The sequence below is a fragment of the Sphingobacterium puteale genome (assembly GCF_003627955.1).
GTDB lineage: Bacteria > Bacteroidota > Bacteroidia > Sphingobacteriales > Sphingobacteriaceae > Sphingobacterium > Sphingobacterium puteale.
In genome coordinates, this window is sequence record NZ_RBWS01000011.1 from 167,412 (window position 1) to 193,924 (window position 26,513).

21 protein-coding genes are annotated in these 26,513 nt (G+C 39.7%); 9 read left to right on the forward strand and 12 right to left on the reverse strand.

The features are described from left to right. The first annotated feature begins 132 nt into the window (after positions 1 to 132). From D7322_RS15630 to D7322_RS15645, 4 genes are all read left to right on the forward strand, one after another. Complete coding sequence (locus D7322_RS15630) at positions 133 to 2,556, forward strand: outer membrane beta-barrel family protein (protein ID WP_121125226.1); 2,424 nt, start codon at positions 133 to 135, stop codon at positions 2,554 to 2,556. Positions 2,557 to 2,826: 270 nt separating this feature from the next. Continuing rightward, positions 2,827 to 3,015, forward strand: coding sequence for a hypothetical protein (locus tag D7322_RS28330; RefSeq protein WP_147430435.1), 189 nt, complete (start codon positions 2,827 to 2,829; stop codon positions 3,013 to 3,015). Between the two features lie 235 nt (positions 3,016 to 3,250). Further along, entirely contained in the window at positions 3,251 to 3,817 is a 567-nt protein-coding gene (locus D7322_RS15640) for an RNA polymerase sigma factor (RefSeq protein WP_121125227.1), read from the forward strand. Positions 3,818 to 3,819: 2 nt separating this feature from the next. After that, positions 3,820 to 4,671, forward strand: coding sequence for an anti-sigma factor (locus tag D7322_RS15645; protein ID WP_121125228.1), 852 nt, complete (start codon positions 3,820 to 3,822; stop codon positions 4,669 to 4,671). 43 nt (positions 4,672 to 4,714) lie between these two features. Here D7322_RS15645 and D7322_RS15650 read toward each other — a convergent pair whose 3' ends face one another. The 4 genes from D7322_RS15650 to D7322_RS15670 all read right to left on the reverse strand — a co-directional run bounded on the left by D7322_RS15650 (position 4,715) and on the right by D7322_RS15670 (position 9,056). After that, entirely contained in the window at positions 4,715 to 5,323 is a 609-nt protein-coding gene (locus tag D7322_RS15650) for a DJ-1/PfpI family protein (RefSeq protein WP_220700091.1), read from the reverse strand. Positions 5,324 to 5,447: 124 nt separating this feature from the next. Continuing rightward, positions 5,448 to 6,446, reverse strand: coding sequence for a GlxA family transcriptional regulator (locus D7322_RS15655; protein ID WP_121125230.1), 999 nt, complete (start codon positions 6,444 to 6,446; stop codon positions 5,448 to 5,450). Between the two features lie 156 nt (positions 6,447 to 6,602). Next, complete coding sequence (gene msrB / locus D7322_RS29355) at positions 6,603 to 7,712, reverse strand: peptide-methionine (R)-S-oxide reductase MsrB (RefSeq protein WP_121125231.1); 1,110 nt, start codon at positions 7,710 to 7,712, stop codon at positions 6,603 to 6,605. Positions 7,713 to 8,051: 339 nt separating this feature from the next. Continuing rightward, on the reverse strand, positions 8,052 to 9,056 hold the full coding sequence (locus tag D7322_RS15670) for a helix-turn-helix domain-containing protein (RefSeq protein ID WP_121125233.1): 1,005 nt from the start codon (positions 9,054 to 9,056) through the stop codon (positions 8,052 to 8,054). Positions 9,057 to 9,435: 379 nt separating this feature from the next. On the opposite strand from D7322_RS15670, the gene D7322_RS15675 reads away from it, so the two are divergent. Next, entirely contained in the window at positions 9,436 to 10,026 is a 591-nt protein-coding gene (locus D7322_RS15675; protein ID WP_121125234.1) for a hypothetical protein, read from the forward strand. A gap of 1,047 nt (positions 10,027 to 11,073) precedes the next feature. Here D7322_RS15675 and D7322_RS15685 read toward each other — a convergent pair. Further along, positions 11,074 to 12,333: a sialidase family protein gene (locus D7322_RS15685; RefSeq protein ID WP_121125236.1), complete on the reverse strand. Its 1,260-nt coding sequence runs from the start codon at positions 12,331 to 12,333 to the stop codon at positions 11,074 to 11,076. An 841-nt stretch (positions 12,334 to 13,174) separates the two neighbouring features. Then, complete coding sequence (locus D7322_RS15690) at positions 13,175 to 14,488, reverse strand: sensor histidine kinase (RefSeq protein ID WP_121125237.1); 1,314 nt, start codon at positions 14,486 to 14,488, stop codon at positions 13,175 to 13,177. Positions 14,489 to 15,764: 1,276 nt separating this feature from the next. Here D7322_RS15690 and D7322_RS15705 point away from each other — a divergent pair. From D7322_RS15705 to D7322_RS15715, 3 genes are all read left to right on the forward strand, one after another. Then, positions 15,765 to 16,409, forward strand: coding sequence for a hypothetical protein (locus D7322_RS15705; RefSeq protein WP_121125240.1), 645 nt, complete (start codon positions 15,765 to 15,767; stop codon positions 16,407 to 16,409). A 215-nt stretch (positions 16,410 to 16,624) separates the two neighbouring features. Further along, positions 16,625 to 17,023 carry a hypothetical protein gene (locus tag D7322_RS15710; RefSeq protein ID WP_147430436.1) on the forward strand — a complete coding sequence of 133 codons (399 nt, stop codon included), beginning with the start codon at positions 16,625 to 16,627 and terminating at the stop codon, positions 17,021 to 17,023. Between the two features lies 1 nt (position 17,024). After that, the gene (locus D7322_RS15715; RefSeq protein WP_121125242.1) at positions 17,025 to 17,822 is read left to right on the forward strand and encodes a DKNYY domain-containing protein; all 798 of its coding nucleotides are present in this window, start codon (positions 17,025 to 17,027) and stop codon (positions 17,820 to 17,822) included. 242 nt (positions 17,823 to 18,064) lie between these two features. Here D7322_RS15715 and D7322_RS15720 read toward each other — a convergent pair whose 3' ends face one another. The 4 genes from D7322_RS15720 to mnmE all read right to left on the reverse strand — a co-directional run bounded on the left by D7322_RS15720 (position 18,065) and on the right by mnmE (position 23,107). Beyond that, the gene (locus D7322_RS15720; protein WP_147430437.1) at positions 18,065 to 18,352 is read right to left on the reverse strand and encodes a hypothetical protein; all 288 of its coding nucleotides are present in this window, start codon (positions 18,350 to 18,352) and stop codon (positions 18,065 to 18,067) included. Positions 18,353 to 19,114: 762 nt separating this feature from the next. Next, positions 19,115 to 20,911: a fibrobacter succinogenes major paralogous domain-containing protein gene (locus D7322_RS15725; RefSeq protein WP_121125244.1), complete on the reverse strand. Its 1,797-nt coding sequence runs from the start codon at positions 20,909 to 20,911 to the stop codon at positions 19,115 to 19,117. 20 nt (positions 20,912 to 20,931) lie between these two features. Further along, complete coding sequence (locus tag D7322_RS15730; protein WP_121125245.1) at positions 20,932 to 21,123, reverse strand: hypothetical protein; 192 nt, start codon at positions 21,121 to 21,123, stop codon at positions 20,932 to 20,934. Between the two features lie 604 nt (positions 21,124 to 21,727). Next, on the reverse strand, positions 21,728 to 23,107 hold the full coding sequence (mnmE, locus tag D7322_RS15740; RefSeq protein ID WP_121125246.1) for a tRNA uridine-5-carboxymethylaminomethyl(34) synthesis GTPase MnmE: 1,380 nt from the start codon (positions 23,105 to 23,107) through the stop codon (positions 21,728 to 21,730). A 176-nt stretch (positions 23,108 to 23,283) separates the two neighbouring features. Between mnmE and D7322_RS15745 the strand changes: the two genes are divergently transcribed. Next, positions 23,284 to 23,769, forward strand: a complete 486-nt coding sequence (locus tag D7322_RS15745; protein WP_121125247.1) for a hypothetical protein — start codon at positions 23,284 to 23,286, stop codon at positions 23,767 to 23,769. Positions 23,770 to 23,841: 72 nt separating this feature from the next. On the opposite strand, the gene xpt is transcribed toward D7322_RS15745, so the two are convergent. Together xpt and D7322_RS15755 are read right to left on the reverse strand one after the other, a co-directional pair. Beyond that, on the reverse strand, positions 23,842 to 24,417 hold the full coding sequence (gene xpt / locus D7322_RS15750; protein WP_121125248.1) for a xanthine phosphoribosyltransferase: 576 nt from the start codon (positions 24,415 to 24,417) through the stop codon (positions 23,842 to 23,844). A 54-nt stretch (positions 24,418 to 24,471) separates the two neighbouring features. Then, entirely contained in the window at positions 24,472 to 26,250 is a 1,779-nt protein-coding gene (locus D7322_RS15755; protein ID WP_121125249.1) for an AMP-dependent synthetase/ligase, read from the reverse strand. Positions 26,251 to 26,513 lie beyond the last annotated feature (263 nt).

Here is a 26,513-nt window from a genome sequence, read left to right on the forward strand (position 1 = left end):
CTGTTCTTAAGATTCACTGCTACAAAATTGAACATAATTTTAATCCTGTTATAGCGATTTGTGTAAAATACGGGACCATTGACGTAAAGAATTTATCATTTCCATCCGGCGGTTCTATTTTTAAAAGAAAAAATGCTTAGCAGAATTATACTTCTTATTATATGGTCTTTTCTTTGGCCATTGTGGTCGTCCGCACAGTGGACTATAATTCCACAAAAACAACTGCTTCTGTACGGACAGATCAAAGATTCAATAACGGATAAGCCCATCAGTTTTGCCAATGTGGAGGTGTTTCGGAATGAAAAGGAAACCTTGGCCCGAGCAGCAAATGATGCCGGAAGATTTGAAGTAAAAGTAGATTCAGCCTATATTATCAAACTAAGGATAAGCGCCATAGGCTATACAGAGAAATGGCTCGAACTTATGGAAAGGTCCAATAATCAGAAACCCATAGATCTGGGCACTATTTTTATCGTACCGGGCAACAGGTTGGAAATAGTCGACATCACAAAGAGGCCTCCGGTCATCCAGAACATGGTGGACAAAATTGTTTACCATGTTGCAAATGAGCCATCGTTAAGCGGTGGCACAGGAGAAGATGTTTTTAGGAAACTTCCGATGGTGTCCCTTGGCCCAGATGGGAAAGTTGCGCTACGGGGAAATCAACAGGTAAAAATATTGATCAACGGCAAGCCATCGGCTATCTTTACAGGCAATAGCGCTGATGCATTGCGCATGTTTCCATCAGATCAGATTAAATCGGTTGAAATCATGACAAACCCATCTGTTAAATACGATATGGAAGGTGCTGCAGGCATTATCAATATTATTACCAATAAAAGACTTGTCGACGGTCTAAATGGCGGAGTGGTCAGTTCAGTTGAAACACGTCGGAGCAACATAGCGGGAAATATTGCGGGTAGGATGGGGAACTTCGGCCTTACAGCCAGTATCGGCAGCTCCTGGAGCTATCCCATTGCTAGTGTCATCCGGTCGGAGCGTTTATCTGCCTTTGGAGAAGCAATATTCTCCCAGGTAAATCAGAGCCGGAACCGCAGGAATGGCCGGCAACTGGCGCTTGCGATGGACTATGAGTTAGATTCGAATAATCTACTGGTGTCAAACCTCAATTTTAACAAGCTTACAGTCATCACAGACAATCATATTGAAAGTACCTACCCCAGTGAAAACAGCGTGATCCTGGGGGCCGTTGACAACAAACAGCCGGCAAGCAACCTGGATATGAGTATAGATTATGTCAGAAAGCTTGGAGCTCCGGGAAAGGAACTCCTGCTGTCGACTCAATATGCAAAGGGCAACAATGGATTGGCTTATCGTTCGGATTACAATAGTCGACGGGAAGTTGGAAATAACCAAGGTTCAAGCCATGAATACACAGCACAATTGGACCTTAAGTATCCGGTCGGAGCCATAGCAATGGACTTTGGAGTAAAAATGGTAAAACGCAATGTCAATGCGCTTATTGCCATAGACAGCTTGGATCGTTTGGCAAATAGAATGGTTGCTGACGCCCAGCGTAGTTATCTATTTAAATATAGGCAAGATATCTTGGCAGGCTATGTGGCGGCGGTTCTGCCGATCGGGGAGTTATTTAACCTGAGTGCCGGCTTGAGGTGGGAAAGAACAAACTGGGGTGGAGCGGAGACAAATGGTGTATCTAAGTTTTCGAACCGTTCGACCGATCTATTCCCGAATTTGGCATTTTCCTATACCTATGGAAAAAAAACAGCCTTCAAAATTGCATATGGCAAACGGATCCAACGCCCGAGCCTCTATTACTTAAACCCTTTTAAAAATAATACCGATGGAGCTAATCAGATACAGGGGAATCCAAATCTACGATCGGAGATCATGCATCAGCTGGGAATCGGGGGCGATTTTAACTTTAACCGGAATAATGGGCATGTCGGTCTGTCAATTTATTATAAAACCATCAACCATATGATCGAGCAGGTCTTTCAGCACCGTTTTGAAAATAACAGGACGATGACCTTGCAGACCTTTGGCAATATTGGTAGCAATAAGAGCTTGGGGACCTCTATATATGGATCCTTTACTTTGTTCAAACGAATTGACTTCAAAGGCAATATAGACCTCTATACTTATTCCAATAATTTGGATAACGACTTTTTGAACACCAGCTTAACGAAAGATCGTGTATATCTGTTGTATAAAACTTTCGTCGGGATAATGGTGGCAGCAGGGAAGGGCTTTATCATTGATTCTAATATTTTCTGGGATTCCCCACAAAGGACATTTCAGGGTGAATTTGCCGCTTTCAATCTATGGAATATCACAGTGAAGAAAAAGCTGTTGAAAGAAACTGCGACAATCGGAATAACAATGACTGACCCTTTCAATAAGATAAAGAATTTAAGCAGCTACGCTCAGACCTCCAGTATGATGCAAAAAAGCAACTTTTCTTTACCTTTTCGTTCTTTTGGACTCTCTTTATCCTGGCAATTCGGAAAGGGAAAATATGGTAGCTACAGATCGAAAGAAAAACAGATCAATAACGACGATCAAAAATTATAAACGGAGATTTCGTCGAGATGGTATTCGGAATTATTCCCAAAGAGGATATTTGTTTCCGTGATGACACATCGCCGGTACAGACTTGGCGCAGCATGGGAGGGTGTTATGTGCCCAAGTATTGGAGAAGGGGCTCGTGCACCGCTCTTTTTGGATCAGGCCGAATGCCTTTTGCTATGATTTTACCAACTTAACCACAGGACAGCAGCTGATTCGTGCCGTACAGCCCGAAGCTCAGCTGCAGCTCAACGGTAAATGTATAATGTCGGCCGGGTGGAAGGGCAGAAGGAGGGCGCTTATCTGCGGTCGGAATGGATGTCCGCATTTACAGCAAAACCCGAAGATTTTAGTTATGTGAAACATGAAATCAGTGAACTGGACCCGCTGCTCTCCTGGAGCACCTCAACGCTGGTGATCTGGTGTATTCGGAAGATTTCAGAAAAGTGTACGCCACGCTGTTGAAAAACTGGCTAAATGCGGATTCTTCAAAAATATTGGACTGGAAGAACGGTATTTATGATTTTAATTAAAGGTTGACGATTTCTGCTTCATGATGTCCGGCATAGTCTTAAGGGGTACCAGCATCAGGTATTTTTCCAGGTTATTTATCGAGATTTAAGTATTTTTACGTGATTTATGGAGGTTACATTGTTTTTCGGTTTTTTATCTACATCTTTAAGCGTTATAAACGTAAGATTTGAGTCCATTACACAACCTTCCTGAAGAAACTTTGATTCTTTTATTGAAAAAAAAGAACGAGCAGGCCTTTAGTTATCTTTACGATAACTATGCGGATGCCCTCTATGGGGTGGTGTGTCGTATTGTAGCTTCCACTGAACATGCCGAGGAAGTGATTCAGGATGTATTTGTCAAAATCTGGAAGCATGTTGATCTTTTTGATGCCGAAAAAGGCCGGTTATATACCTGGATGATCAATATTGCACGTAACACGGCGCTGGATTACCGCAAATCCAAGAGTGTGGTCAACGAAATGAAAAACCAACCGCTCTCAAATATCGTAAATACAGAAGAAGAACAGGATCAGAGCGACAGTGAGCAACATACGAAAGCAGATTTTATTGGATTCAGAAATATTTTGGATAAATTAAAGCCTGAATGTCGTATCTTGATCGAGATGGCCTACTATGAAGGATATACGCAACAGGAAATTGCCGAACAGCTTGATGTTCCTTTGGGTACCGTAAAAACACGGACCAAGGCTGCATTTTTACAGTTAAAACAATTATTAAAGGACTATCGTTAATTTTGGATATCGCAGCATACATATCGTCAGGGATTATTGAATCGTACGTTTTGGGGCTTGCTTCCGAAGAGGAAGTTAGCATACTGAACTGTATTCGAAAAAATAATGTCGAAGTGGAACGAGCTATCGCCGAGGCCGAAAAAGCGCTCGAGGGATTAGCCGATATCCAAGCGATGACGATGCCTGATACCTTAAGACAGGATATCTGGAATAGACTTGAAGCTGAAAATCTGGTTTTGAAGGATGATCAATCAGACGGTCTGCCGACGGAGGGAGCCATATCCCCTGATGCTGTTGTCCAAGCGCCAATATTGAACACTCAAGAGGTGCCTAAGCGGATCGTGCCGGCTAGATCCTATGGCTGGGCCATAGCTGCCAGCATATTGTTCGTACTCAGCGTCAGTGCAAATTTATTCTTCTATCAACAGCAAAAGGAAAATAAGGAAATGCTTGTCCAGGCAAATACCACGCTAGATACGCAAAATTCTACATTAGCTATTTTACAGTATAAATGGAGCTTGGTGCAGAACCCGGCGGTAAAAACTATAGCACTAAAAGGTGTTGAAAATAAGCCTGATTTACACGCACTCGTATTTTGGGATCAGACTTCAAAGGCGGTATACCTCAGTCTCGAACAGATGCCAGCTGCGCCAAAAGGTAAACAGTATCAGCTCTGGGCGATGGTCGATGGTCAGCCCGTGAGTGCTGGTGTGTTCCCACTGAATGCCAAAGAAGCCATGGCGAGCAAGATGCTGGATGTTTCTAAAGCACAAGCCTTTGCCATTACCCTCGAAGATGAGGGTGGTAAGCCAGTACCTACCCTCACAGAACTATGTGTGATGGGCAGCATCTAAAAAAGTACTTCCCGCATTTTCTTATCCCGTCAACAGCAACCTCTTATTTACTGTTACAATTGTTTTGCCGATATTCAAAGATTTCGATAATGGTTTCAGTAAGTTCCTTCCCATAATGTTGCTCCACCAGATAAAGCGCAGCATCTATTCCTGCGGTTATACCAGCTGTAGTAATCAAGCGTTTCTGGTCGACAAACCGTACTCCACGTTTAACAATACTTTTGGGATTATGCTTTTCTAAGGCATCCAGCAACATGACATGGGTCGTTATTTCATAATGATCCAATATCCCTGTTTTGGATAAGAGCATGCTTCCTGTACAAACGGTAAAAATAATTGTGCCCTTGTCATAGTAGTCTTTTAACCAGTTTAGTAACGTGTACTGGAAATCTTCATTCTGCAGATATGCCATAACACAGTCTGGATTGGCACCGGGAACGACAATCATGTCCGGTCGGGGGGCAGTTTGTATTGAGTGCATTGGGATAATTGCCATGGTATTTGCTTCCATTTGTACGGCTTCTTTGGTTTTTCCGACCGTGTAACAATTATAACTCCCCGGAGCTATAACATTTGCCTTGACAAATACATCTAGCGGACCATTGAGGTCAAGTGCCTCTATCTGATCATAAATAAAAAACGCTACGTTCATGCTCTTGTTGTTTTGTTTCGGATTCATCGCGATATACTATTATTGATCGTTAAATTGAGATATAGTTTTCCCTGCCGGTGAATGAACACCAGTATTTTTTTGTGTTTTAATTTGTAGAAATGGATTATTCGGCGCCTTTACAAGCCTTCCGGTATTGGAGTGGGGATATGGAAAGGTACTTTAGAAATAAGCGCCGAAGAGAAATTACGTTTCCAAAGCCACATTTCTGTGCGATCATTTCGAAACTCATATCGGTATATTCTACCATCTTCTTTGCTTGGTCCAGCCGCATTTTTTCGAGAAACTTACCCGGAGTCATGCCTGATTCTTTTAAAAAGACCCTAGAGAAATTGCGGACACTCATATTAACTGATTCAGCCATATAGTCTATACTGATTGCCTGGCCCAGTTTATCTTTAAGTAAATCTCTAATCGCTTTAGTGAAAGGGGCTAATAGGTCATAATCGGTAATAGCATCTCCGAACTGGGACTGCCACCCGGGTCTTTTTAAATGTAAAACGAGATGTTTGGCTACTTCAGAAGCCAATGGTTTTCCACAATCTTCCTCCAATAAGGCCAAGGCAAGATCTATTCCTGAGGAGACCCCACCTGAAGTATAGATCCCCTGATCGTGGATAAAAAATGGATTGACATTAACGTTGAGATCAGGATAAGTCCGTTGGAGGATAGCGGCATATTTCCAATGGGTTGTGACTTGTTTACCCGCCAGTAGCCCGGCTTTTGCTAAAACAAAAGCACCAACACAAACTGAGCCTATACGCCTTACATTTGTCGCAATACCCTGCAAATAACGGTAAATATCGGGGTTTACTTCATCGAGCAAATTAAGGTCAGTGCCAGCAATGAGTAATGTGTCTATTGAGCAATCATGATCATAAATGGAATGGCTGCAGGTGAGAGGTATTCCGGCATTCGAGTATACCATCCGATCCGGTGTACTGGATATCAGCTGAACTCGGTATTTCGGTGCACTACCAACTGGCGTAAAAAAGTTGGCCGACATAAATACATCACAGGGGCCGGCAACATCCAATAACTGAACCCCCGGTAATATCAAAAGTGCAATCGTTTTTATTCCTGTTTGTTCTTTTGTGTTTTCCATAGCTCACTTGTATGCCACAAATGTACTAAGATGCGGATATGGCTACAATGACAAATAATAGACAGTTTCGGCCATTTTTCATGAGGCCAGGTCATTTTCTACCATGGCCTCTGATAATGTCATGCAGCTCAATCAATTTTATTGATGTGCTTACCGTTACTTTTTAACCAATAATGTTAGGTATTGTTCGTAGCCTTTATTCTTCATGTCTTCTTTGGGAATAAACTTGAGTGAAGCGCTGTTGATGCAGTAGCGGAGCCCCCCTTTATCCACAGGACCGTCGTCAAATATGTGCCCTAGGTGTGCGTCACCGGTTTTGCTCCGTACTTCCGTGCGCCGCATGCCATAAGAATGATCTGATAATTTTTCTACCAGGCTATCGCTTATCGGTTTGGAAAAGCTTGGCCATCCACAGCCGGACTCAAATTTATCGGTCGAGACGAATAGGGGTTCACCTGTAGTGATATCTACGTAGATACCTTCTCTAAACTCATCGTTGTATTCGTTGGCAAAGGCACGCTCGGTTGCATTGTTTTGTGTTACATCATATTGCAGAGGGGTAAGTTCCTTTTTCAGAGTCTCCTTGTCGGCCTTTCTATAGCTGCTGGAAGGAGCGGGTGCTGCTTTTGTCGTTTCCGGATTTGCCTTGCGCGCCATTTCAAATAAATCGGGGCCGATGTGGCAATAACCACCCGGATTTTTGTCGAGGTATTTTTGATGGTAGGTTTCTGCATCGTAGTAGTTCTGCAAAGGTTCTAATTCGACCACGATCTGCTTAGAATATTGTTTAGCCATTGCGGTTAAACTTTCCTTGATCACAGGGATATCAGCTACATTGGTGTAATAGATGCCGGTACGGTATTGTGTACCGATATCATTGCCCTGTCTATTGAGTGAAGTAGGATCTATTGTTTTTAGGAATAGGTCAACCAGCAATTTAAGGTCAATGACCTCCGGATCATAACTTACTTTGACCGTTTCTGCAAATCCGGTTTTTCCAGTTGAAACCTGGGTATAGGTTGGATCCTGCACGTTGCCGTTGGCATAGCCGACTTCTGTTGCAGTAACACCGCGAACTTGCTTGAAGAAATGTTCGGTTCCCCAGAAGCAGCCGCCGGCGAAATAGATGACCTGATCGTTGTTGTGTATATTATCCATAGTATGTTGTTTAGCTGATTTTGATCCTGCGGCTTTTTGTGAAAAGCCGAACTTGCTGACAATGAATAGGCCGATGCCCAAAGCCAGCAATACAAATAACTGTTTCATATGACCTCCTTTTTATTCTCTTGTCATTTTATCCGGACATGTTGATTTTAATTCGTTTTGAATTGCGCAAATTCATCTATTGCCGCTCTTTTTAATGATGCAAACACCATTCCCTTTCCATAGCATTTTGCCGCTAAATTGGTTATTTCGGGTCTTTAGCAATGCCTTTTTACACTGGACAGACAAAGCCCTGCCCTATATTTTTAAATCCTGTTTTTTTGGCCAGAGTCCCATGTTCGGAAATTTAAATTTGGCATTGTCAAATAGCGGGGCTACGTTGGATTTCTGCTACACCAGGCTTCTTATTTCAACAGTCAAAGCTGTCATTGACAGTCCCGATTATTCTTCTGGTGTTGTCGTGCCAAGGAGATAACTGCTTGGGGTGAGCCCCGTTTGTTTTTTAAAAAAATTGCAGAAGCTGGACTCATTTTTAAAACCGCATACTATGGTGCTCATTTTGATGGAATTGTTTTGACGGAGACAAACTTTAGCTTTTTTTAGCAATTCTTGATTGCGGTATTTCATAATCGCAATTCCGAATCGTTCTTTATGAAGATAACTTAAGTAGCTTGGCTGAATATTTAGCGCGTTAGCAATATTTTTGATCCTTACCAGATCATCACTTTCGGCAATGCGTTTGGAGATGAGCAGACGTGCCTGCTGCACTATCAGATCAGGATCATACAACTGTCTTCCGGCTATTAATAATTTATCTTTGCAAAGGTAAAGTAGATCCTCAATTTTTCGCAAGATGCGGATCTTTGGGATAAGTGGCTTACTGCCAAGTTCGATAGTAAGATCGCGGAGAATTCGCCGGGTGTGCTGTGAAGCTATAAAACCTATGCTAGCTTTATATTGTCGGGGCTTTAGTTTATTCGTGGCAATGATTTCGGTTAAAAATCCAAATTCGGCCAGCTCACCGAGTTCAATTAGGTCGACAGGCAAATTAAATCCTTGTAAATGATAATTTCCGGGCTCAAAATATACGTTAATGATCGTCTCCGGAACATAAAGAAATACACCCTGATGTGGAGGGAACAGATATTCCTCACAGCTTTGGCTTTGGCCGTATCGAACAGCCCTACGCCCGTCAATATGGTAGAGCAAATGGGTTTGAGGATTGTGGACCTGAAAATTGATAGCTGTGTGTGTAGCGACTTCAACGATATAACTATAACTTTCCAGATTGCCGATACTTAGGTATTCTTCAAATATTTTTATGCTACTGTTATAAAACAGTCGTTTACGACTCCCTGGTAGTCTTTCCTTTATGGATTTTGTTGGTGTACTCCCCGCTAGTAAACACATATTTGTTTCTATCAAATGAAATGATTTTGACTGCATACAACTGTTGATTTTTTTTGAAATATTTCAGGTTATTTAGAAAAACTGGTTTGTTGTAAGAATTAAAACGTATGGACAAATAAAATAAAGTATAAGTGGTAAAACAAACGGATTAATAATAAAAAGTTGGAATCAGTAATATTTTACGGAAAGTGTAATAGTTAATAAATATATAATTAAAAGAAATTTTGTAAATTTGGGTTGACGGTAATTTTTGTTTTTGACTTAATGAAACGAATCAATGTTTGCTCGACAGTGACTAAAACTTTATTATACCGTCAAATTTGGTAAAAACCAGTTATTGATAAGATACCAATATCTGTCTGAGAAATTTCAATGGAAGATATTTTTATGTTTTACTTTTCTTATGAAATAAATAATGAATAAAGTTGAAGAAACAAGTGAAGCGGTAGCTGATGAAAAAAGGGTGTTAATGTCTCCAGATAAGATGTCAAACATTCAGAAAAGACCGTCTTTTTTTCAAATGGATAAAGAACTCCCGCTGGAGCCTTTGGTGACTCTTTGGAAAAGAGAACGGGACTGTTCGGCATTAATGGAATATATTTTGCGGAGAAGCTATAAATCTGAGCTGTATAATCAAAAAAAGATAAAATGCCATCAGGCCGTGATTGTTGTGAAAGGTCCACGTAAATCAGATGTATATATGCAAGACGGTACAATCTCCTATATAGAGGTTACTACAAAAGTGTTGATGTCCAATCCTTGGTTAGTAAAGGTCAGCGCAACGGTCTACTTAAATATGCTGTATTTTAGAGTATATTTACATCGTCCGGAAGAGCTTAAACTTAATTCTCAGATAAAGAAAAAATTAAAACGCTTGTTGCCGGATGAGAAACTAAAAAAAATGACTACACCTTCCCGTGACCTTAAAAACAACTTAAATATTTTTTGGGGAGCATTGCAAACAATCGATGAAGAAAGGTTAAATGATGAATTTGATTTAATTTAACAGGATATTAATGCAAATTGTAACTATCGCCATATTGTATCTGAGCAGTTTGAATTTTAGGTAAAAGAGTTATAAAAAGCTGTTGTTTTTACCGTCTAATCCAGTGTATCGTATTTTGAATGCGTCAAAATGCCCTATCATTGAATGAAATGGCTCGCCAACCATACGGACGTACTGTTGTCGCATTTTCTGTTATTTTTAGACCATTAGCGAAGATACGGGGCTGTGTTTATTTTAGAAGCAAAATGCAAATCATGGCCAATAATCGGGACCTGGAAGTAAAAAAAATGAAATGAATAGCGCACAACAACTAAAGATATACAGTTCATCAGTATCCATACACCGGCTGAATGGTGGCAGTGGCTGGTAGAGAATCTGTGATAGGCAAACTCCGTGGTGTGCAATTTGACGATAAGAAAAGTAGTCCGGATTCTTAATCTATTATGGCGGATTTTACTATTCTACCGCTTAGTTGAAATACGATTTTTAATACTTTAGTTGTTTGAAATTTAATTTTTTATGCTATTTATATAAATAAAAAGTATATTATAAAAAGCACCTTGGTATAACCATTGGTTATAACGGTTTTTCTGCGTTTTTTATGAATTTCTTGAGTTTTGGAATCCGGTTTTTCCCATTGGGAGAAATTGGCTATTGCTGTGAACAAAGTTGTTTTGTCAAAGATGTATGACCGACTAAGGAATATCTGTGCAGATGCGGTCATTCATATAGCGTTTCAATATGATGTCAGCTGACATGCAATGGAGATATGACAGAATTTATTATAGCTTAACCAGTGTGGTGCCGCATAGAAGGGTGTAGATGTGTTAATAAGGGGCTTAGTGCGAAGTTTATTCCTGTCACTTAGGGTAACTTCATTTTCAAAAAAAATGAACTTTCTCCGTGGCACTGAAAATCATTTACTAGTACGCCGAGCAAGCGATTCTTATTTCTCCTGCTATAGCGGGAAAAACGGATGTGTTGTATTTTTAATAGCTTAATTTTGAGTTGTTTGTTTTATTTTATTTTTAGTGTTTGTTAATATCTTTATCGCGCTTTTTTTGCCGAATATGCGAGCATGGTGATTTTTTTTTCTGTATTTTCCTGATCTTTTGTTCCCTGATCTTCTGGATCTCGAAGAAATTTTCCTTTGACCATCCATACTTCGGTTTGATCTGAATATGCGTTCGTACTCGTAATCGCTAGAATTGTATCATCACTTAGTACGGTGATACTATTCCAGAGACAGGATTTATTTTGCGGGATGACAAACGGAACTGATTTGTTTTTGAAATTCATTGCCCGTTCATTTCCGATCAACACTTTCATGTCGGCATAATCCATTTTGTTCGTGCGGCCCTCTGTGCTCTGATAAGACAGTATCGTCTCACCTGTGCTCAACTGTCTAATATAGGGGGCCCCGGCATAGATTTCATTTGCAATGGGATGATGTAATGCATAGCTGCGGTCAGCACTCTTGCCAGAGATGGTATTTGCCCAATTTTTTTGAAGTGTATTGCGTAGGATATATGGTTTAAAAGTACGAACGGCATTGTCTTCTATGGCTAGAACGATTTCTTTTTTATTCCTCAGCAATAGCGGTACAGGCATCCCGTCCCGTTTTCCGGGACGAAAGCTGACGATAGATGGTGTTTTGCTCCAGCTTGCTCCATGGTCAATGGAACGCAGCATAGATATATTTTGCTCATTGCTTTTTGTGTAGGGGCCTTCATTAGCAAAAAAGAGCTGGATTTCGCCATTTGGTAATTGGATGGCCGATGGTTCCCAGCATCCATTTTCGAATTGGTGCCCAGCTTGGTAAAGTATCTGTTCGGCTCCCCAGCTCTGTCCGCCGTCCGTGCTTTGTCTGAGATGGATGCCGAACTTCCGGTTTGGGGAAATGTTATAAGGGCGTGCATTATAGAATGCAAGAATACGCTGATCGTCCAGTTTAATAAGGTCTGGTACGCACATTTTGAAGCCTTCCTTTGCTGCTGAAATAACGATGGACTCTGACCAGCTATCACCCAGATTCTGACTTTTGGCAGCAACAATATTTCCATCAGCTTCATAAACAGCGAGCAACGATTCGTCCGATAGCTGGATAATTCGACCATAGCCGGAATATCTGGCGAAATTGGGTGAGGAGATTCGACGTCGGCTGGAATCGTCCCATTGGATGGTCCCGTTCTGTTTTATGTTGTTTACGGTTGTCGGCTTAAGGACTTGTCCTTCTGAAAAAGCCGGCAAGGAAAGGAAAATAAAAGTTAGGGCTGAAGCCGGTTTAATTAAGTATTGGTGGAGCATATTACAACAATTAAGGTCTAGTGGTCAAAAAGAAATTGCTTTTTGCATGAAGTTACGATTATTTTCTAAATGTTGCTTCTGATAAATAACATTCCAGAAAGACAAAAACTCCGTTCAATGGATAATTTGTTCCATAAGGCGGATTCTGGTTAATCCGCTTAAGCATTCCTTTGCAACATATTTATTTTATTTGGAATAATTCTTAATGTGCTTTACATTACAAAAATTAATTGGTCATTTATCGCTGTTATACTGGCTGGGTTATGTTGGACATGATACGTCCGCAGATGCTTAATCTACATTGAGCCTTACGCTTAAGCTAGGTTATTGGTTTGTACCTCCTTGATGGCTTAAATTTGATGATACAAAATCAAGCAAGTGCGCTGTTTCTGATGTATAGATTCATAAAATAGGAGTACTAAAAATGAAAAAATCAATTGAAAAAATATTCCCTCGTCCTTCAAAACCAGGTATGGTAGGCGATGGATTCCGCGTGTATAATATGGTTCCCGGTAACGGAATTACCAAAAAACGGGTGAGTCCATTCCTTTTGTTGGATTTCAATGTGGAGTTTGATTTCGGCCCATCTGATCATATCCGCGGAGTAGAGATCCCGACTCGATTGTTCAGATCCAACTTAGCTGACTTAATTTATAAACGGGGCCGCCTTTGTTTTTTCTGCCACCTCCTTAATCACTGTTAGACAATGGTTGAGCACAGCAGTAGTAGGGTAGTATTATTCTTCGCCATAAGTCTTCATCCTTTAAAATCGTTGTAAAAATGATGAATATATAGAAACTCTGCTTTTAAAAAATATAACCTAAAGCAGTACAGGCAGGTTTTAGTAACAGGTGTGTGCTGTTATTTTTGTGGGATTGTCCACTGTGGGATAAGTGGGCAAGCCAACGGTAAAAATGGAACCTTTGTGGGGGATACTCTGTATATCTACTACACCCTTGTTGCGTTCGATCAGGTCTTTGCATAATACGAGCCCCAGGCCCGACCCGGGCTCGTCTTCCGTACCGAATGATTTGTGCTGGATCACATTGAACAGCAGTGCGGATTTGGAAGGATTAATTCCAATACCCTCGTCCTGGATATGAATATGGGTATAATTCTCATCCACAGTACAATAGATGCTTATTTTTCCAGCTACATAGCTGAATTTGATGGCGTTGCTAATAAGATTTCGGAGAATAATGATCGTATGATCTCTATTCGCAAGTACGTGAGTTGATTCGGGTATGTCAATTTCAATCTTGAGCTGTTTCGCCTGTATCTGATCAGCAAACAGGTTTATAATATCATGAACCAATGGTTCGATTACCACCAATGTCGCCGGACTGGTAATTCCGCGCATACTACTGCTACCCCATTGAAGAAAATCATCCAGCGCCTGGTTTTGATGCACAATTTGTTGATACAGTTGCTGTATATATTCTTTGGATATATTATTGTTGAGTATTTGATCGCGCAACATCAATACCAGTGCTTCGAGACTGGCAAACGGGCTTTTGATGTCATGGGCGACGATGGAAAATATTTTTTCCTTGTCACGGTTTATGGACTCCAGTTTGCGACGTTGTTCCTCGATCTTCTCTGTATTATTATAAATAATCTGAAGGAAGAAATTAACTGCGATAACGATAAACGCCAGCGCATTGCAGATATTGAAGATCAGTCTTAACTTAGGCACACGTTGAGCCACAGGGACAATTGCGGGGTAGAAATAGAGTGATGTGATAGCAATAGCAGTTGCAAGGCAGAAAATAATATGGATGCGACGGTCGTCATAGAGTAACATCGAAGCAATTAACGTACACAGCAGAAAATATTCGCCTCCATTTTTAAATAATATAGCGCCTAAGAAGAAAAAAATAAAATTACTGACCAATAACATTGCTTTTGCAAAATTATGTTTACCATCATATTGCAAAAAAAGCACAGAAATCGAACAAATTGAATTGGACAGGTTGATGGTTGACAGCAGATAGCGCTGGTCCACGGTGTTAATGACAAAAAAACAGAGTGTGGGCAATAAACAGAGCATGGCAATCAGATTGACCATCTGTATCCTTTTGAGGTTAACATAGGACATATCTGGATGCGTACCGATATTCGTAAGTATGTTCCAATATTTTTGGATATAGCTCATAATTTTATTTAATCTGCTAGTGAATATGAATCTGCTAAATTAACATAAATAAGGTGTTGTAGAGTGATGCTTAGCGAAAAAAATGTTCTCAAAACTTTAGTTAACAGATGGCTGGGGCAGCTACGGATGTCTGTTATCATTCAACTGATTTAAAGCCTTCTGGAAAAACCTTAAGTCAGTTGCTGGGGATTAGTTAATATTTGGTTGCAGCTAGATAACTTTTTGAGCCGATTCATGTTGCCGGCCGATAATCTCTCGATATATCTCCGGCCGTCGGTCGTTGATATAACAATGTCCACCAGCCTGAATTATTTTTTCAGGTGTAATCGTGGTGGCAAAATCGTCTTAAAAGGTACGGCATTCGGTCAGGATATCGCCGAACGGGTCTATGATCATCGAACGGTCATTCTTTAACTGCTCGAATTGTGCGGTAGCAATTTTTGGCTTTTTCATATTTCATTGATTCATCTATGGACAAATCTAGCCCCGGGCAGTTATGATAGATCGTACAAGCCGCGCATGTTCTTAAAGTCCATAAAACTGACGGCTAATCTACCTGTGCCGTCAGGTATCCAAAAGAAGTAATGGGGTAGTATAGTTTTTGCTTTCGGCTTTTTTGGATTCACCGATTGTTTGTGAATTTACAGACATCACCCATGATTTGTGGAACAATTGGTGTTTTGTTTTTGATAAAAACATGTGTCTATTTATTGGAGTTTTGTTAATCTGGTTGACCATACGGATTGTGCTCATTGGTACAATCGGGTTTTACGGATAATTAAGAAGTCATAGCGAATAATAAATAACTTCCGACGAAATATAAAATAATCCTATACGTCATAAAATTCGACTGTATATTAGTATAAATTAATTTGGTATGAAGTGGGTATTTGGCATTGATTGTTATCCAGGCTGATGAGACTATTACAGTGGAGGTTTTAACAGGAAAGGCCTACTACTTTATAGTGGTGGCCAGTATTTTACACGTGCATTGTAAGCGGGCTTGATGTGCTGTTTATACTGTTTTATCTTAGCATTATTTTACCTGAATATTTCGCCTTTGTGGATTGTGATCCCGAAGGTGCAATGGGGACTGATTTTTGGGTAGATGCTGTACAATGTTTTGGAGACAATAAAGAATATGGCCAGGTATTGTTTGATTTTCGACCTTGATCATCGTTGGATTATCCATTATATTGGTTACTCTATTTTTTTGGCGGCGGTTTTAAATCAAACACCTGGTTTGAGACTAGGAACCCAATAAAAAAAGAGGATTATGAAAGAAGTTTTTACATTCATTTTGACCATTACCGTTGTCTTTCAATCGTGTAATTATAAACCACAAGATCAGGTCGAACAAAAGGTCGGCCCAACGAAAAAAGAGGCTATTGTCAATATTGATACAGTAAGAAAGATAGGTGCTTCGATTCATTCTTTTATTGGTAAGACGACCGAAGATATCGAAGTACTACAAATGCATACATGTCTTGGAGTGATGTTACCAGTAATTGAATCCAAAGCCAAATTTGCACTTGCGCAATATTCCGCCATCATCGATCATTGCCAGCGCGGACGGACCAAATTTGTGATTGAACGATTTTTACGTTATGATACGAATGGTAAATCTGTGTTCGTGATTTTAGATGAATTGAATGTGGAGACCAACTATCCTGTAACCTGCTATGGAAATTTCCGATTGGCAATAGAGGGTGATCGGGAAGAAAACTATTTAGTAACGTTTTATGACAATAATTGCGAAGTGATTACTCAAATAAGCAGGATCTGGCGTATTGACTTAGAAAAGGAAAAGTTTGTAGAAATTAGCAAGCCTAAGAATTTGACGTTAACCAATCCCGACTACATAGAATCAGATGAAGATCCTGCATTTACATTTCCGTCCACAGGGGAAAAAAGCTTCTGATTTTATTGGCGATCCTACAGTGTTTGAGATTCAATATAAAACATCAGGAGATTTGAATGAAGATGGTTTGTCGGAGTCCAGTAAAGGGAGATGTGACATAGGAAATAAGTAATACAATGGCGGATGATATGCCAGCCAGATCCAGAAGATTTAATACGGCGGAAGAATGACCTCTATTTGAAAAAAAAATATTAAACGGTATTATCTTAATGATTATGGAAAATGAAAACAAAGTCGGTATAGCTCGAAATAGTGGGAGATACAGTTTTACGATAAAGAAAAGCATTGTTATTGTTTTGGCTGTTGCAACTATTCTAACCTGTTGTTGGCTCATCCTTGGTCTGATGAGCTCTTTGGATATTCCGTCCAATAAGAATGATCAGTTTGCAAGTGAGCAAAAGTGGGAGGTGGACCAAAGGAGTGATATTGATTCCTGCGATAAACAAATTATGAAAAATCAAATAGATCTGAAACGTGCCGATGAAAGGCAGATTTCGGAGAGGGCTTTTCAAACACAAATATTAGCTCTTTTGATAATTGTATTGCAATTGATATTGATTTTTTTCGTGGTATTGATACGCTGGAAGCCTTATTCTTTACAAAAGACTTCCTAATATGAAATTATTGAAATTTATATTTGTTGTGGTGATACTATTTGCATGTATTTTTTGCCTTATTTCATTTTTGAAGCCGATACCTTATTTCAACAGCTGCGGCGAGGATAATCTATACAGATACCGAATGGGAATCTATCAGATAGATACGGATATTATTAAAGAAAAGGAATTTCATAAACTTGGTGGACTATTGTCCTTTGTTGGAATCCAAAATATCAGGTGCCCAAATGAGGTGGATAGAGAGCGGGACAAAATGCTTGCACAATCTATTGATAGCACAAATAGGAGTTTAAAATGGAGGCTTTTGAAAGATGATCTATGGATTAACAAAAATGGAAATATCGGATTGAAGGAAATGATCGCTGTTGGAAGTGAAGGTATTACTTTTGTTGATAGTTATCTTACAAGAATGGGCTTTAATACAGAGGAACCATTGAATGCAATTATTGATACTAGTACCTTTCAAAAGCTAAACAGTGCATTCTATAAAGATAAAAAATATATTTATCGCTATTATGCAATGGCTTATGGTGGAAGCTTTTCTATTTTTGAAGAAGCTGATCATGCAACTTTTGTAGCACTTGGTGATTGCTATGCTAAAGACAAAAGGCATATCTATGAAAATCGCCAAGGTATTTTAGATCATGTAGACTATAAGACCTTTAAAGTGAAAAGTACGGTGTCCGGCTGTTTTGCCAAAGATAAAGAGGGTTATTTGTCTTGGGGTGATCGGATTACAGGGGAGGATCTAGAGAATGAATATGTAAAACAGGCGATCAGCGAATTGGATAGATAATGCCGTGGCTATATACTATTATTTGATCTTATTTCGCAGGTATAACTTGTTGTGTTGATTGGTGAAGAGTTGATAGCCTAAAGCTGGATTTGAGTAGAAACTGTATACCTTAAATGATAATCTGATGCAATAATAAATTACCCTTTTCCAGAGATCGATCTTGTAAAGCGAGCTAAATTAAAGCTTTTAAGTGCTTACCCAGGAATAGATTTTGATTTTTAGATCAGAACCCAACTTAAAATTTAAAAATATTGAAATGGATATAATTCATACAGATCCGATTTTATAGAATTAATTTCTTTCTTAAAATCAGCAATTTGCTGTTCATTTATTTCCTCGTCTTGTTCATCCAATAAATTTTCTAAATCCCGATATAAAAAAGCCAATTGCAAAAATTCCGAAAATGAGATCTTGAAATCTATAAAAAACTGAAGGTCAATATACTCTCCGTGGTCATGATCATAAAACCAGATCGTTCCATTTGCCTTGCTGATAAACCATTCATTTCCTTGCCCGGTTGTACCAATCATCCATAAATCTGTGGTTATACCTGGATAGTTACAAGCATGCATATAGGAAGAAAATCATTCCGAAAAGTAAGATGTTCTTTGTTTTATTCATTTCACGTTGTTAAAAATTAAAGTTTACTTGTTCCATTAAGTTTTAAATACAATTTGAACAAATGATTAATTTCAACTACTTTTTAATTTACCGATTTTCATTTGAAGAGCCGAAAGTTCTGATATCACAAAAATATCTCTTATAGGAGCGTTCATCCTCGAAAACAGGAGTTTATTCCATCATACATCGCAGTGATACTGAGATTCGACAGAATTACATTTGACAAATTTTGATTCAAAAAGGAGCGAGCCTGTTCCGTTCCGAATCATATGCTCAGTCGGAACACCTCACTATTGCTGCAAGAAATAGACAATATACTATTCCATTCTTGCCCCATCTGTCAAGAAACGAAATAAACTACAGCGGTTTTTGCTGCATTAGTAATTAAATGGGGGTAAATGACAACAAATTATTTCCAATAATAATTAAAGTCGGTGGTGTAAGAGATTGTTGCACAAGAGCTGGAGTCATTCTCCTTATGGTGAATTGTAATAAAATTATCATGTAGCTTCTTTTCAACTGCATGATCTCAAATATCCTTACTGATATAAGATTTGCTAAATCACGGTCGCTCAATTTTCTTATTCCATTGTTTTTCGCAGCTTCTATACAGTTTATACGCCAAAGATATAGCTTCTACCATTGAAAAGTAGAAGCTATGATCTAATATTTTATTTATCCTGGATACAGCGTACATTGTAGCCTATTGGCTTGTCTGCCCCACTGATTGATCCCAGAGTAAACGGAGCTGCTCTCAATGAAAAATAGTTACTAAGATTACTATTAGTAGGTGATTGTGTAGATGTTGCGTAATATCCTGCACGTCCTCTATATGATAATGCACCGCTGTTTAGCTCGCGCCTTCCCGAAGCTGGAAACATCAAGTTAATATCTCCACTTTTTTTGCTGGTGAGCACAATAGCAGCATCATAACCGGGCATATTACTAAGGGTTGTAAAATCGCCCCAGGTACCTGATTGTGTCGAGAGCGAAAGACTGATCAGTTTATCATATTCTGACCTTGTTGGTAACCTTGCTCCAGCAGAACACGGATCATTGGCGACGACTTTTGTTGGATTGGCCTCAGTTCCACTATTCCATGAATTTGCCGGTAAATAAACGTTGTTATTCCATCCCGCGATAGCGCCGTCTCCACTTGTACTTGCATTTGCTACAACAGCTTTTTGTCCCCATTGATAAAAATTACCGTGTAGTGCCTGCGTTGATGTGCCATTTAGATTTCCGGAGGCTGGGTTTAGCAGACCTGCACCAAGATTGTAACGATCCCAGCGGTAGCCGCCGATCACAGCATACAGGGCATCGGATGCATTAGCAGTTCTGGTTTCATTAGCCGCATTTACATAGCGGTCACTATTAAAGCGCAATTTTAACGTATACGAATATCCAGGCTTCATCCCCTGGCCGGCATTTGAAAAAGTAAAATAAGCATCACCGGTATTTACATCATGTCCAATTTTTATACTCCCTGCGTTTATAGCAATTCTAAGTTGAAAATTTGCTAGCCCTTGTGTATTAACTATCACAGTTCTTCCTGTTGTTGTTAAATTTAGCAACGGAAAGTAATTTGGCGCATTTGGGTTGCCCGTACCAGGGATCACCTGGCCAGTACTCATGTTTACGATGGGTGCGTACACAGATCCTTGGGTATAATCAATGCTTCCGTTCACAGGAACTTCAGAAACATAACCTCCTTTTTGATATCCGGCCTGACCAAAAATCCCTACGGCGTCGCTATCATCCACCTGAATTGTTACCCGTGTAAACATATGTTGAAGAGGGGTGGTTAACGGTGTGGGTACTCCGCCACCAAGAATTGTCACATCTTTTTCCACAGCATACATATAATCCCCACTGTTTTCCTCAAAAGATGGGAAATTTAAAGTAAACCCTGTCTCTGGATCACTTGTTGGATACATATTTTTATCTGTGGGAACAGCTGGAGGATCGTCTGTTGTCGAGCCTAGCGAAAAAATATAAAAATTATATTTATGTCCTACTTGCAGTTTATCTCCAAAAAACACCTGATTTGGATCTGAGGCATCACCAACAGCCTGGGCAACATAAGTGCCATCTGTTTTAAAGGCGACAATTCTATATTTAACTGCGCCACGTAAAGAAAGCAATTTTGTAGCGGCCTTAGTACTGGATGCTTTGAGTACTGAACTTGTTGGTGTATTTTCAGTAAGTTCTGCCGTGATTGTAAACGGACCTGAGTGAACTTCCTTTGTGACATTGAATGGTTTTGTTGCCGTAGCGTTCGTGGAAGCTTTTGTCACTGTTCCAAGGTCCCCGGTAAATTCGGATTCGGTTAAAGTCAATTTCACTCCGCCTTGGCTGGCTTCAATGGTATTATCATTTTTGCTTTTATTACAGGAGGCAGCTAAAAGTAGGAGTACAACCAGCGTAAATGTCAACTTTGCAATGGGATATATTGTTTTCTTTTTCATCTTAAAGGTTTTGATTGTAATTAGTTCCACCATTCGCCACTTGGATCCTGGGTTTCTGTTCCGCCATTATTCCAGTCATTCTCGGTTACACCGGAACCGCCTCCCGGTTGTGCCGAGCCTTGCGATCCCGCAGCCACGCCTTGTTCCATCTCAATCTGCAATTGCTCGATCACAGGTTTGACGTAGATCTTCTTTTCAGTTCTTTTTTTCATGTTTTATATTATTTGGTATATAGTTTAATGAATATAGGTCGCTGATATAGTGGGTGATATCACTTATCTTGCAGTAAAGATACACCAGGATAAAAAGAAACATTAAAACCTTGATATCACACATATTTCACATAACTACAAGTTGTTGATAATCAGTGTTTTAATCTTTAAACAGTGCTGTGTTACTTACATTATTCTCATTTTTAATAATGTATATTTATAGGAAAGACACTACGTGTTGCATAATAGCTGCATTTTTGCTTTATAAGCTTTTTTAGCACAGTAATCCCCACAATATTTGATAACCGTGGTTCTAGCAATAAATTCTTGGCCGCAGTGCTGGCAGTTTTTTTTGATTTTGATATTTGAACTCATAACATTTCATTTAGAAGAGTTTAAACATCGCTTTAGATACACTAAGGTACATTAAGATGCATCTCTCCTTCGTTTCAAAAAATAAAATATTATCAGTTTGAGGGACAAGTGGGGGACAACAAATAACAAAACAAACCAAAATACAAACAACTAATTACAAAACTTTAAGTTTTGTAATTAGTTAATTATCGGATGTTTGTCTTGTTTTAATTTGTTTTACCTATCGTATTTACTTTCCGATACAGAATTTGGAAAAGATATTATCCAGTAAATCATCTGTAGACACACTGCCTGTGATCTCTCCAAGGTGATATAAGGCCTGACGGATATCCATCGCTAAGAAATCCGAAGTAACCGGATTATCAATACCGAATAATACACGCTCCAGAGAATCGGATGTTTTTTGCAAGGCTTCTACATGTCGGATGTTAGTTACCATGACATCGTCTGTATTTAAATTTCCCAGCTGTACTCTATTGATCAGTTCCTCCTTCAGTTCTTCTACACCTATCTGCTCTTTTGCTGAAATATAAAGCGGATTGAGTGAGGCATATTCATCTTTTTGCTGTTCAGACAATAGATCAGCTTTATTGATAATGGTCAAAAATGGAATTTGAAGATTCTGAATTTCCTGCAACTGTGATTTCACCTCGTCTACTTTGTCCTGCAGCGGATCAAAGAGGTAAATAATCAGCCTCGCTTGCTTCATTTTTGCACGGGTGCGTTCGACTCCTTTTGCTTCAATAATATCTGCAGTCTCGCGAATACCTGCGGTATCTATAAACCGGAAGGTCACCCCATGGATATTAATTTCATCTTCAATGGTATCACGTGTAGTCCCAGCGATGTCCGAAACAATAGCACGTTCCTCGTTTAAGAAAGCATTTAATAGGGTTGATTTGCCTACATTTGGCTTACCGGCAATGACCACGGGAACGCCATTTTTTAACACATTTCCCTGTTCAAAAGATAGAATCAATTTTTGTACAATGACCTTAATTTTATTGATTAAATTCTTTAGCTGTTCTCTATTGGCAAATTCTACATCTTCCTCTGAAAAATCCAATTCGAGCTCAATGAGAGATGCAAAATGAATCAAGTCTTCGCGAAGGGATTTAAGTTGATTGGAAAATCCGCCCCGCATTTGTTGCATGGCTATTTGATGAGATGCTGCGGAATTGGAGGCAATCAAATCAGCGACAGCTTCGGCTTGTGAAAGGTCCATTCCGCCATTGAGGAAGGCCCGAAGCGTAAATTCGCCAGCTCGGGCTGCCCGGGCGCCTTGTTTGATAAGCAAATGAATAACACGCTCAATAATGTATTTGGAATTATGCGTAGATATTTCTACCGAATTTTCTTTGGTGTAGGAATTGGGCGCGACAAATAAGGACACCAGTACCTCATCAATAATCTCATCACCGTCACGGATGGTCCCAAAGTGAATCGTGTGGGAGGCTTGCTGACTTAGGTCTTTACCCTTGAAAATGGCATTGGTAATTTTAATCGCTTGTTGACCCGAAACGCGAATTACGGCGATCGCACCATTAGCTCCGGAGGGTGTCGCCAATGCGACAATCGTATCTTCAGTAATATAACCTGTATTGGACATGTTGCAAAGATACGTTAAATTGACTGGAATGGGAACGGATTCATATTCGGACAAATTAATTTTATGGGGATCAATTAAACCTTTGTTCAAACATGAAAGTCATACCAATAGAAACGCTTATAAAAAAGTAAAAATAGGCGATAGGGTACTTGATTTACAAATTTAATTGTGTTGTTATGAAAAAGATATTATACTTCGCATTGGCAATAGGAGGACTTGCTTTGATAACTCCAAAAGAATCGTCAGCTCAACACCGCGGAAATGATAGAGAATGGAAGCATGAAAAAGAGCACCGGAAATATGAGGAAAAAAGGGATAAGGAAGAACGAAAATATTGGGAAAAAAGAGAAAAGGAAGAGCGGAAGCACTACAAGAAAGTAGCCAAGTATTACCGCAAAGAATACCGTCATGGACCTCCAGCATGGGCAAGAGCACATCGATATGATAATAGACACCACGTTTACTTTAGGGATTATAAAACATTTTATGACCCTTATAGAAATGGATATGTTTATATGAGAAATGGAAAATGGAGTTTTTCTGCAAGTGTACCTTCTTTTATGTTGAATGTTAACTTGGGAGCAGCTAATATACGGGTGGTAAAAGATGTGCCTATCAGCAGACACCCCGAAGATTTTTATGATGACTACCGTTGGGATTAAAAATATATTTTATCTTGTTGTTTAAGCTTAAAAGCCTCACTCTTGACAGAAATGAGGCTTTTATTTGTGCTATTAATCTTCTTCGAAGCTGACTTTATCCACTTCCAGAGATTTTATGCGTGCTAAAGATTCTATTCGGATATCAGATAATTCCCGTAATCTTTTGCCTCCTTCCTGAAAGGACTTTTCAATGATAAAGCCCATACCCAATAATGTTGCGCCAGACTGTTGGATGAGATCCAATATACCAAATGCTGCATTGCCATTGGCTAGAAAATCGTCAATAAAGAGCACCTTATCGTCCGCTGCGAGAAACTCTCTGCTTACACATATATCGTAAGTTCGGTTTTTAGTGAAAGAATGTACTTCACTAAGATACATATCGCCCATGGTCTTAGGCTTTGCCTTTTTGACAAAAACAACAGGGAGTTCCAAGAGATAGCCTAACATAATAGCCGGTGCGATGCCACTGGCCTCGATCGTTATGATCTTGTTGATGGGTAGATCTGCAAAACGACGGACAAATTCCACCGCAATAGACTTCATCAACACGGGGTCCATCTGGTGGTTGATGAAGTTATCTACTTTGAGTATTCCACCGGCGAGGCTTTTACCGTCATTAAGGATTCTATCCTTTAATAATTTCATGTGATACTTTTTATTGATAATTACGAAAATACATTAATGTGGAAGTGATTGAGATCAATCGGTCTCCATCTGATATAGATTATTGAATTCTTCTTGATGATGTTCGAGAATGACTTTACGCTTCATTTTTAATGTAGGCGTCAGTTCGCCATTTTCAATCGTGAATTCATCCCTTAGAATAATAGGTTTTTTGATTTGTTCCCAGTTGCCGAAATGCTGATTGGCGCGACGCACTTCCTGATTCACCTTTTTGATAATGACTGGATTTGTCAGAAAGTCCTCTTTGGTCATATCGGCGAGTTCAGGTGCGTCATTTTTGGCCCAATCCAATAGGTGAGCGTAATTGGGCACAATAAAGGCAGAGGCGAATTTCATGCCATCACCGATAACCATGGCCTGTTCAATAAACTTGGATTCGACAAGTTTTGTTTCGATCGGTTGCGGGATAACGTACTTACCGCCGGAGATTTTAAACATTTCTTTTTTGCGGTCTATGATTTTCAGGAATTTCTCGTCTTCCCATTTGCCTATATCCCCAGTATGTAACCAACCATCGATAATTGTCTTGTCTGTCTCTGCTTTATTTTTGTAATATCCTATCATCACATTGGGGCCTTTGACCAATATCTCGCCGTCCTCCGCGAGTTTGATTTCTACAAAGCGCACGGGGAGCCCGACTGTACCAATACGGATTCCTTTAATGTAATGGTTGACGGAGATCAAAGGGGAGGCTTCGGTCATACCATATCCTTCGTATAGCGGAATACCTGCCGCCAAAAAGGCTCTTGTCAGCCTGTTATGTAATGATGCTGATCCAGAAGCGACAGTCAAGAGTTCGCCACCCAGTGCTTCATACCATTTATGGAGCACAAGTTGTTTGGCCAGTTTAAGCTTCATTGTATAAGCGAAACTTCTTTTTGCGGGATTCGGATCATATTCTTCCGCGACGGTTACTGCCCAATCAAATATTTTTCTTTTGAATCCGGTGAGTTCATGTCCCGTTTTCATGATTTTTTCATAAACCTTCTCAAGAATACGGGGAACCACAGTCATGATATGCGGCTTTACTTCTTTTAAATTATCACCAATTTTGTCAAAAGATTCGGCAATATGGATCGTAAAGCCTAAATACATGTAAGTATACAGTACCATTCGTTCGTAAGCATGACAGGGAGGTAGAAAAGTGAGACCCCGGTCGTATGCTTTACATGGAGTAATTTCAGCTGCACCAAGTACGTTCGAAAAAATATTATTATGGGAGAGCATGACACCTTTTGGTTTTCCTGTAGTGCCGGAGGTATAGATCAGTGTCGCCAAATCGTCTGGCTTGATCAGCTCGCGTAATTGGCTTAATTTTTCCTCAGGACAGTTGCCTCCCAAGTCGTTGAGCTCATTCCAGCTTCGGGTAGACTCCTGGTCTGAAATACAGAAGATGTATTTTAAGGTATAGATAGATGTGGTCAGGTTCATCAAACGGTCAAATAAGCCTTTATTGCTGACAATACAAACTCTGATTTCAGCATCATTAAAAATGTACTGATAATCTGCGTCGGTAATATTGGGATAAATGGCGACAACCACAGCACCGATTTGTTGAATTGCGAAATCCATCATGTGCCATTCAATACTGCTGCCCGCGATAAGACCAACCTTTTCGTTGGGTTTGACGCCAAGCTCAATCAGTCCTTTGGAAAGATTGTCTACTTTTTCAAGAAAATCAGCTGTTTTGATATAGCTCCACTTACCGTTCAGTTTATGTGCAAACATGTTAAGATCAGGGTATTTGCTGATCTGATGACGGGCAAGATCAAATAATCTAAGTTTTTCCTCCATTTCAAATATATATACTTTCGTATCCCGTGGGGACACCTTTTTCCTATGAACTTTATTTTAAGGGAAAAGTTTGCAAACATAAATAATTGTTTCAATAATTGGGAATCAAGTTGTAATTAGCACACTTCGATAGGGGTAGACTAGAAGGCAGCTCTATTTAAGCTATTCACGCACCCTTGAGAGTAAGGAAGCTGAGACGATATCCGGATTTGCGAAAAAGTGAGGATCTATTGCAGGTTAAAAAAAGCGGAATTTAGGGGAAG

What these genes read in the sequence shown, in the direction of transcription:
- D7322_RS15630 (WP_121125226.1), top strand. Translation starts at nt 133, where the DNA reads ATGCTTAGCAGAATTATACTTCTTATTATATGGTCTTTTCTTTGGCCA.
- msrB (WP_121125231.1), bottom strand. Translation starts at nt 7,712, where the DNA reads ATGAAACAGTTATTTGTATTGCTGGCTTTGGGCATCGGCCTATTCATT.
- D7322_RS15670 (WP_121125233.1), bottom strand. Translation starts at nt 9,056, where the DNA reads ATGCAGTCAAAATCATTTCATTTGATAGAAACAAATATGTGTTTACTA.
- D7322_RS15675 (WP_121125234.1), top strand. Translation starts at nt 9,436, where the DNA reads ATGAATAAAGTTGAAGAAACAAGTGAAGCGGTAGCTGATGAAAAAAGG.
- D7322_RS15725 (WP_121125244.1), bottom strand. Translation starts at nt 20,911, where the DNA reads ATGAAAAAGAAAACAATATATCCCATTGCAAAGTTGACATTTACGCTG.
- D7322_RS15705 (WP_121125240.1), top strand. Translation starts at nt 15,765, where the DNA reads ATGAAAGAAGTTTTTACATTCATTTTGACCATTACCGTTGTCTTTCAA.
- D7322_RS15710 (WP_147430436.1), top strand. Translation starts at nt 16,625, where the DNA reads ATGGAAAATGAAAACAAAGTCGGTATAGCTCGAAATAGTGGGAGATAC.
- D7322_RS15745 (WP_121125247.1), top strand. Translation starts at nt 23,284, where the DNA reads ATGAAAAAGATATTATACTTCGCATTGGCAATAGGAGGACTTGCTTTG.
- xpt (WP_121125248.1), bottom strand. Translation starts at nt 24,417, where the DNA reads ATGAAATTATTAAAGGATAGAATCCTTAATGACGGTAAAAGCCTCGCC.
- D7322_RS15690 (WP_121125237.1), bottom strand. Translation starts at nt 14,488, where the DNA reads ATGAGCTATATCCAAAAATATTGGAACATACTTACGAATATCGGTACG.
- mnmE (WP_121125246.1), bottom strand. Translation starts at nt 23,107, where the DNA reads ATGTCCAATACAGGTTATATTACTGAAGATACGATTGTCGCATTGGCG.
- D7322_RS15720 (WP_147430437.1), bottom strand. Translation starts at nt 18,352, where the DNA reads ATGATTGGTACAACCGGGCAAGGAAATGAATGGTTTATCAGCAAGGCA.
- D7322_RS15730 (WP_121125245.1), bottom strand. Translation starts at nt 21,123, where the DNA reads ATGAAAAAAAGAACTGAAAAGAAGATCTACGTCAAACCTGTGATCGAG.
- D7322_RS15715 (WP_121125242.1), top strand. Translation starts at nt 17,025, where the DNA reads ATGAAATTATTGAAATTTATATTTGTTGTGGTGATACTATTTGCATGT.
- D7322_RS15650 (WP_220700091.1), bottom strand. Translation starts at nt 5,323, where the DNA reads ATGAACGTAGCGTTTTTTATTTATGATCAGATAGAGGCACTTGACCTC.
- D7322_RS15685 (WP_121125236.1), bottom strand. Translation starts at nt 12,333, where the DNA reads ATGCTCCACCAATACTTAATTAAACCGGCTTCAGCCCTAACTTTTATT.
- D7322_RS15655 (WP_121125230.1), bottom strand. Translation starts at nt 6,446, where the DNA reads ATGGAAAACACAAAAGAACAAACAGGAATAAAAACGATTGCACTTTTG.
- D7322_RS15755 (WP_121125249.1), bottom strand. Translation starts at nt 26,250, where the DNA reads ATGGAGGAAAAACTTAGATTATTTGATCTTGCCCGTCATCAGATCAGC.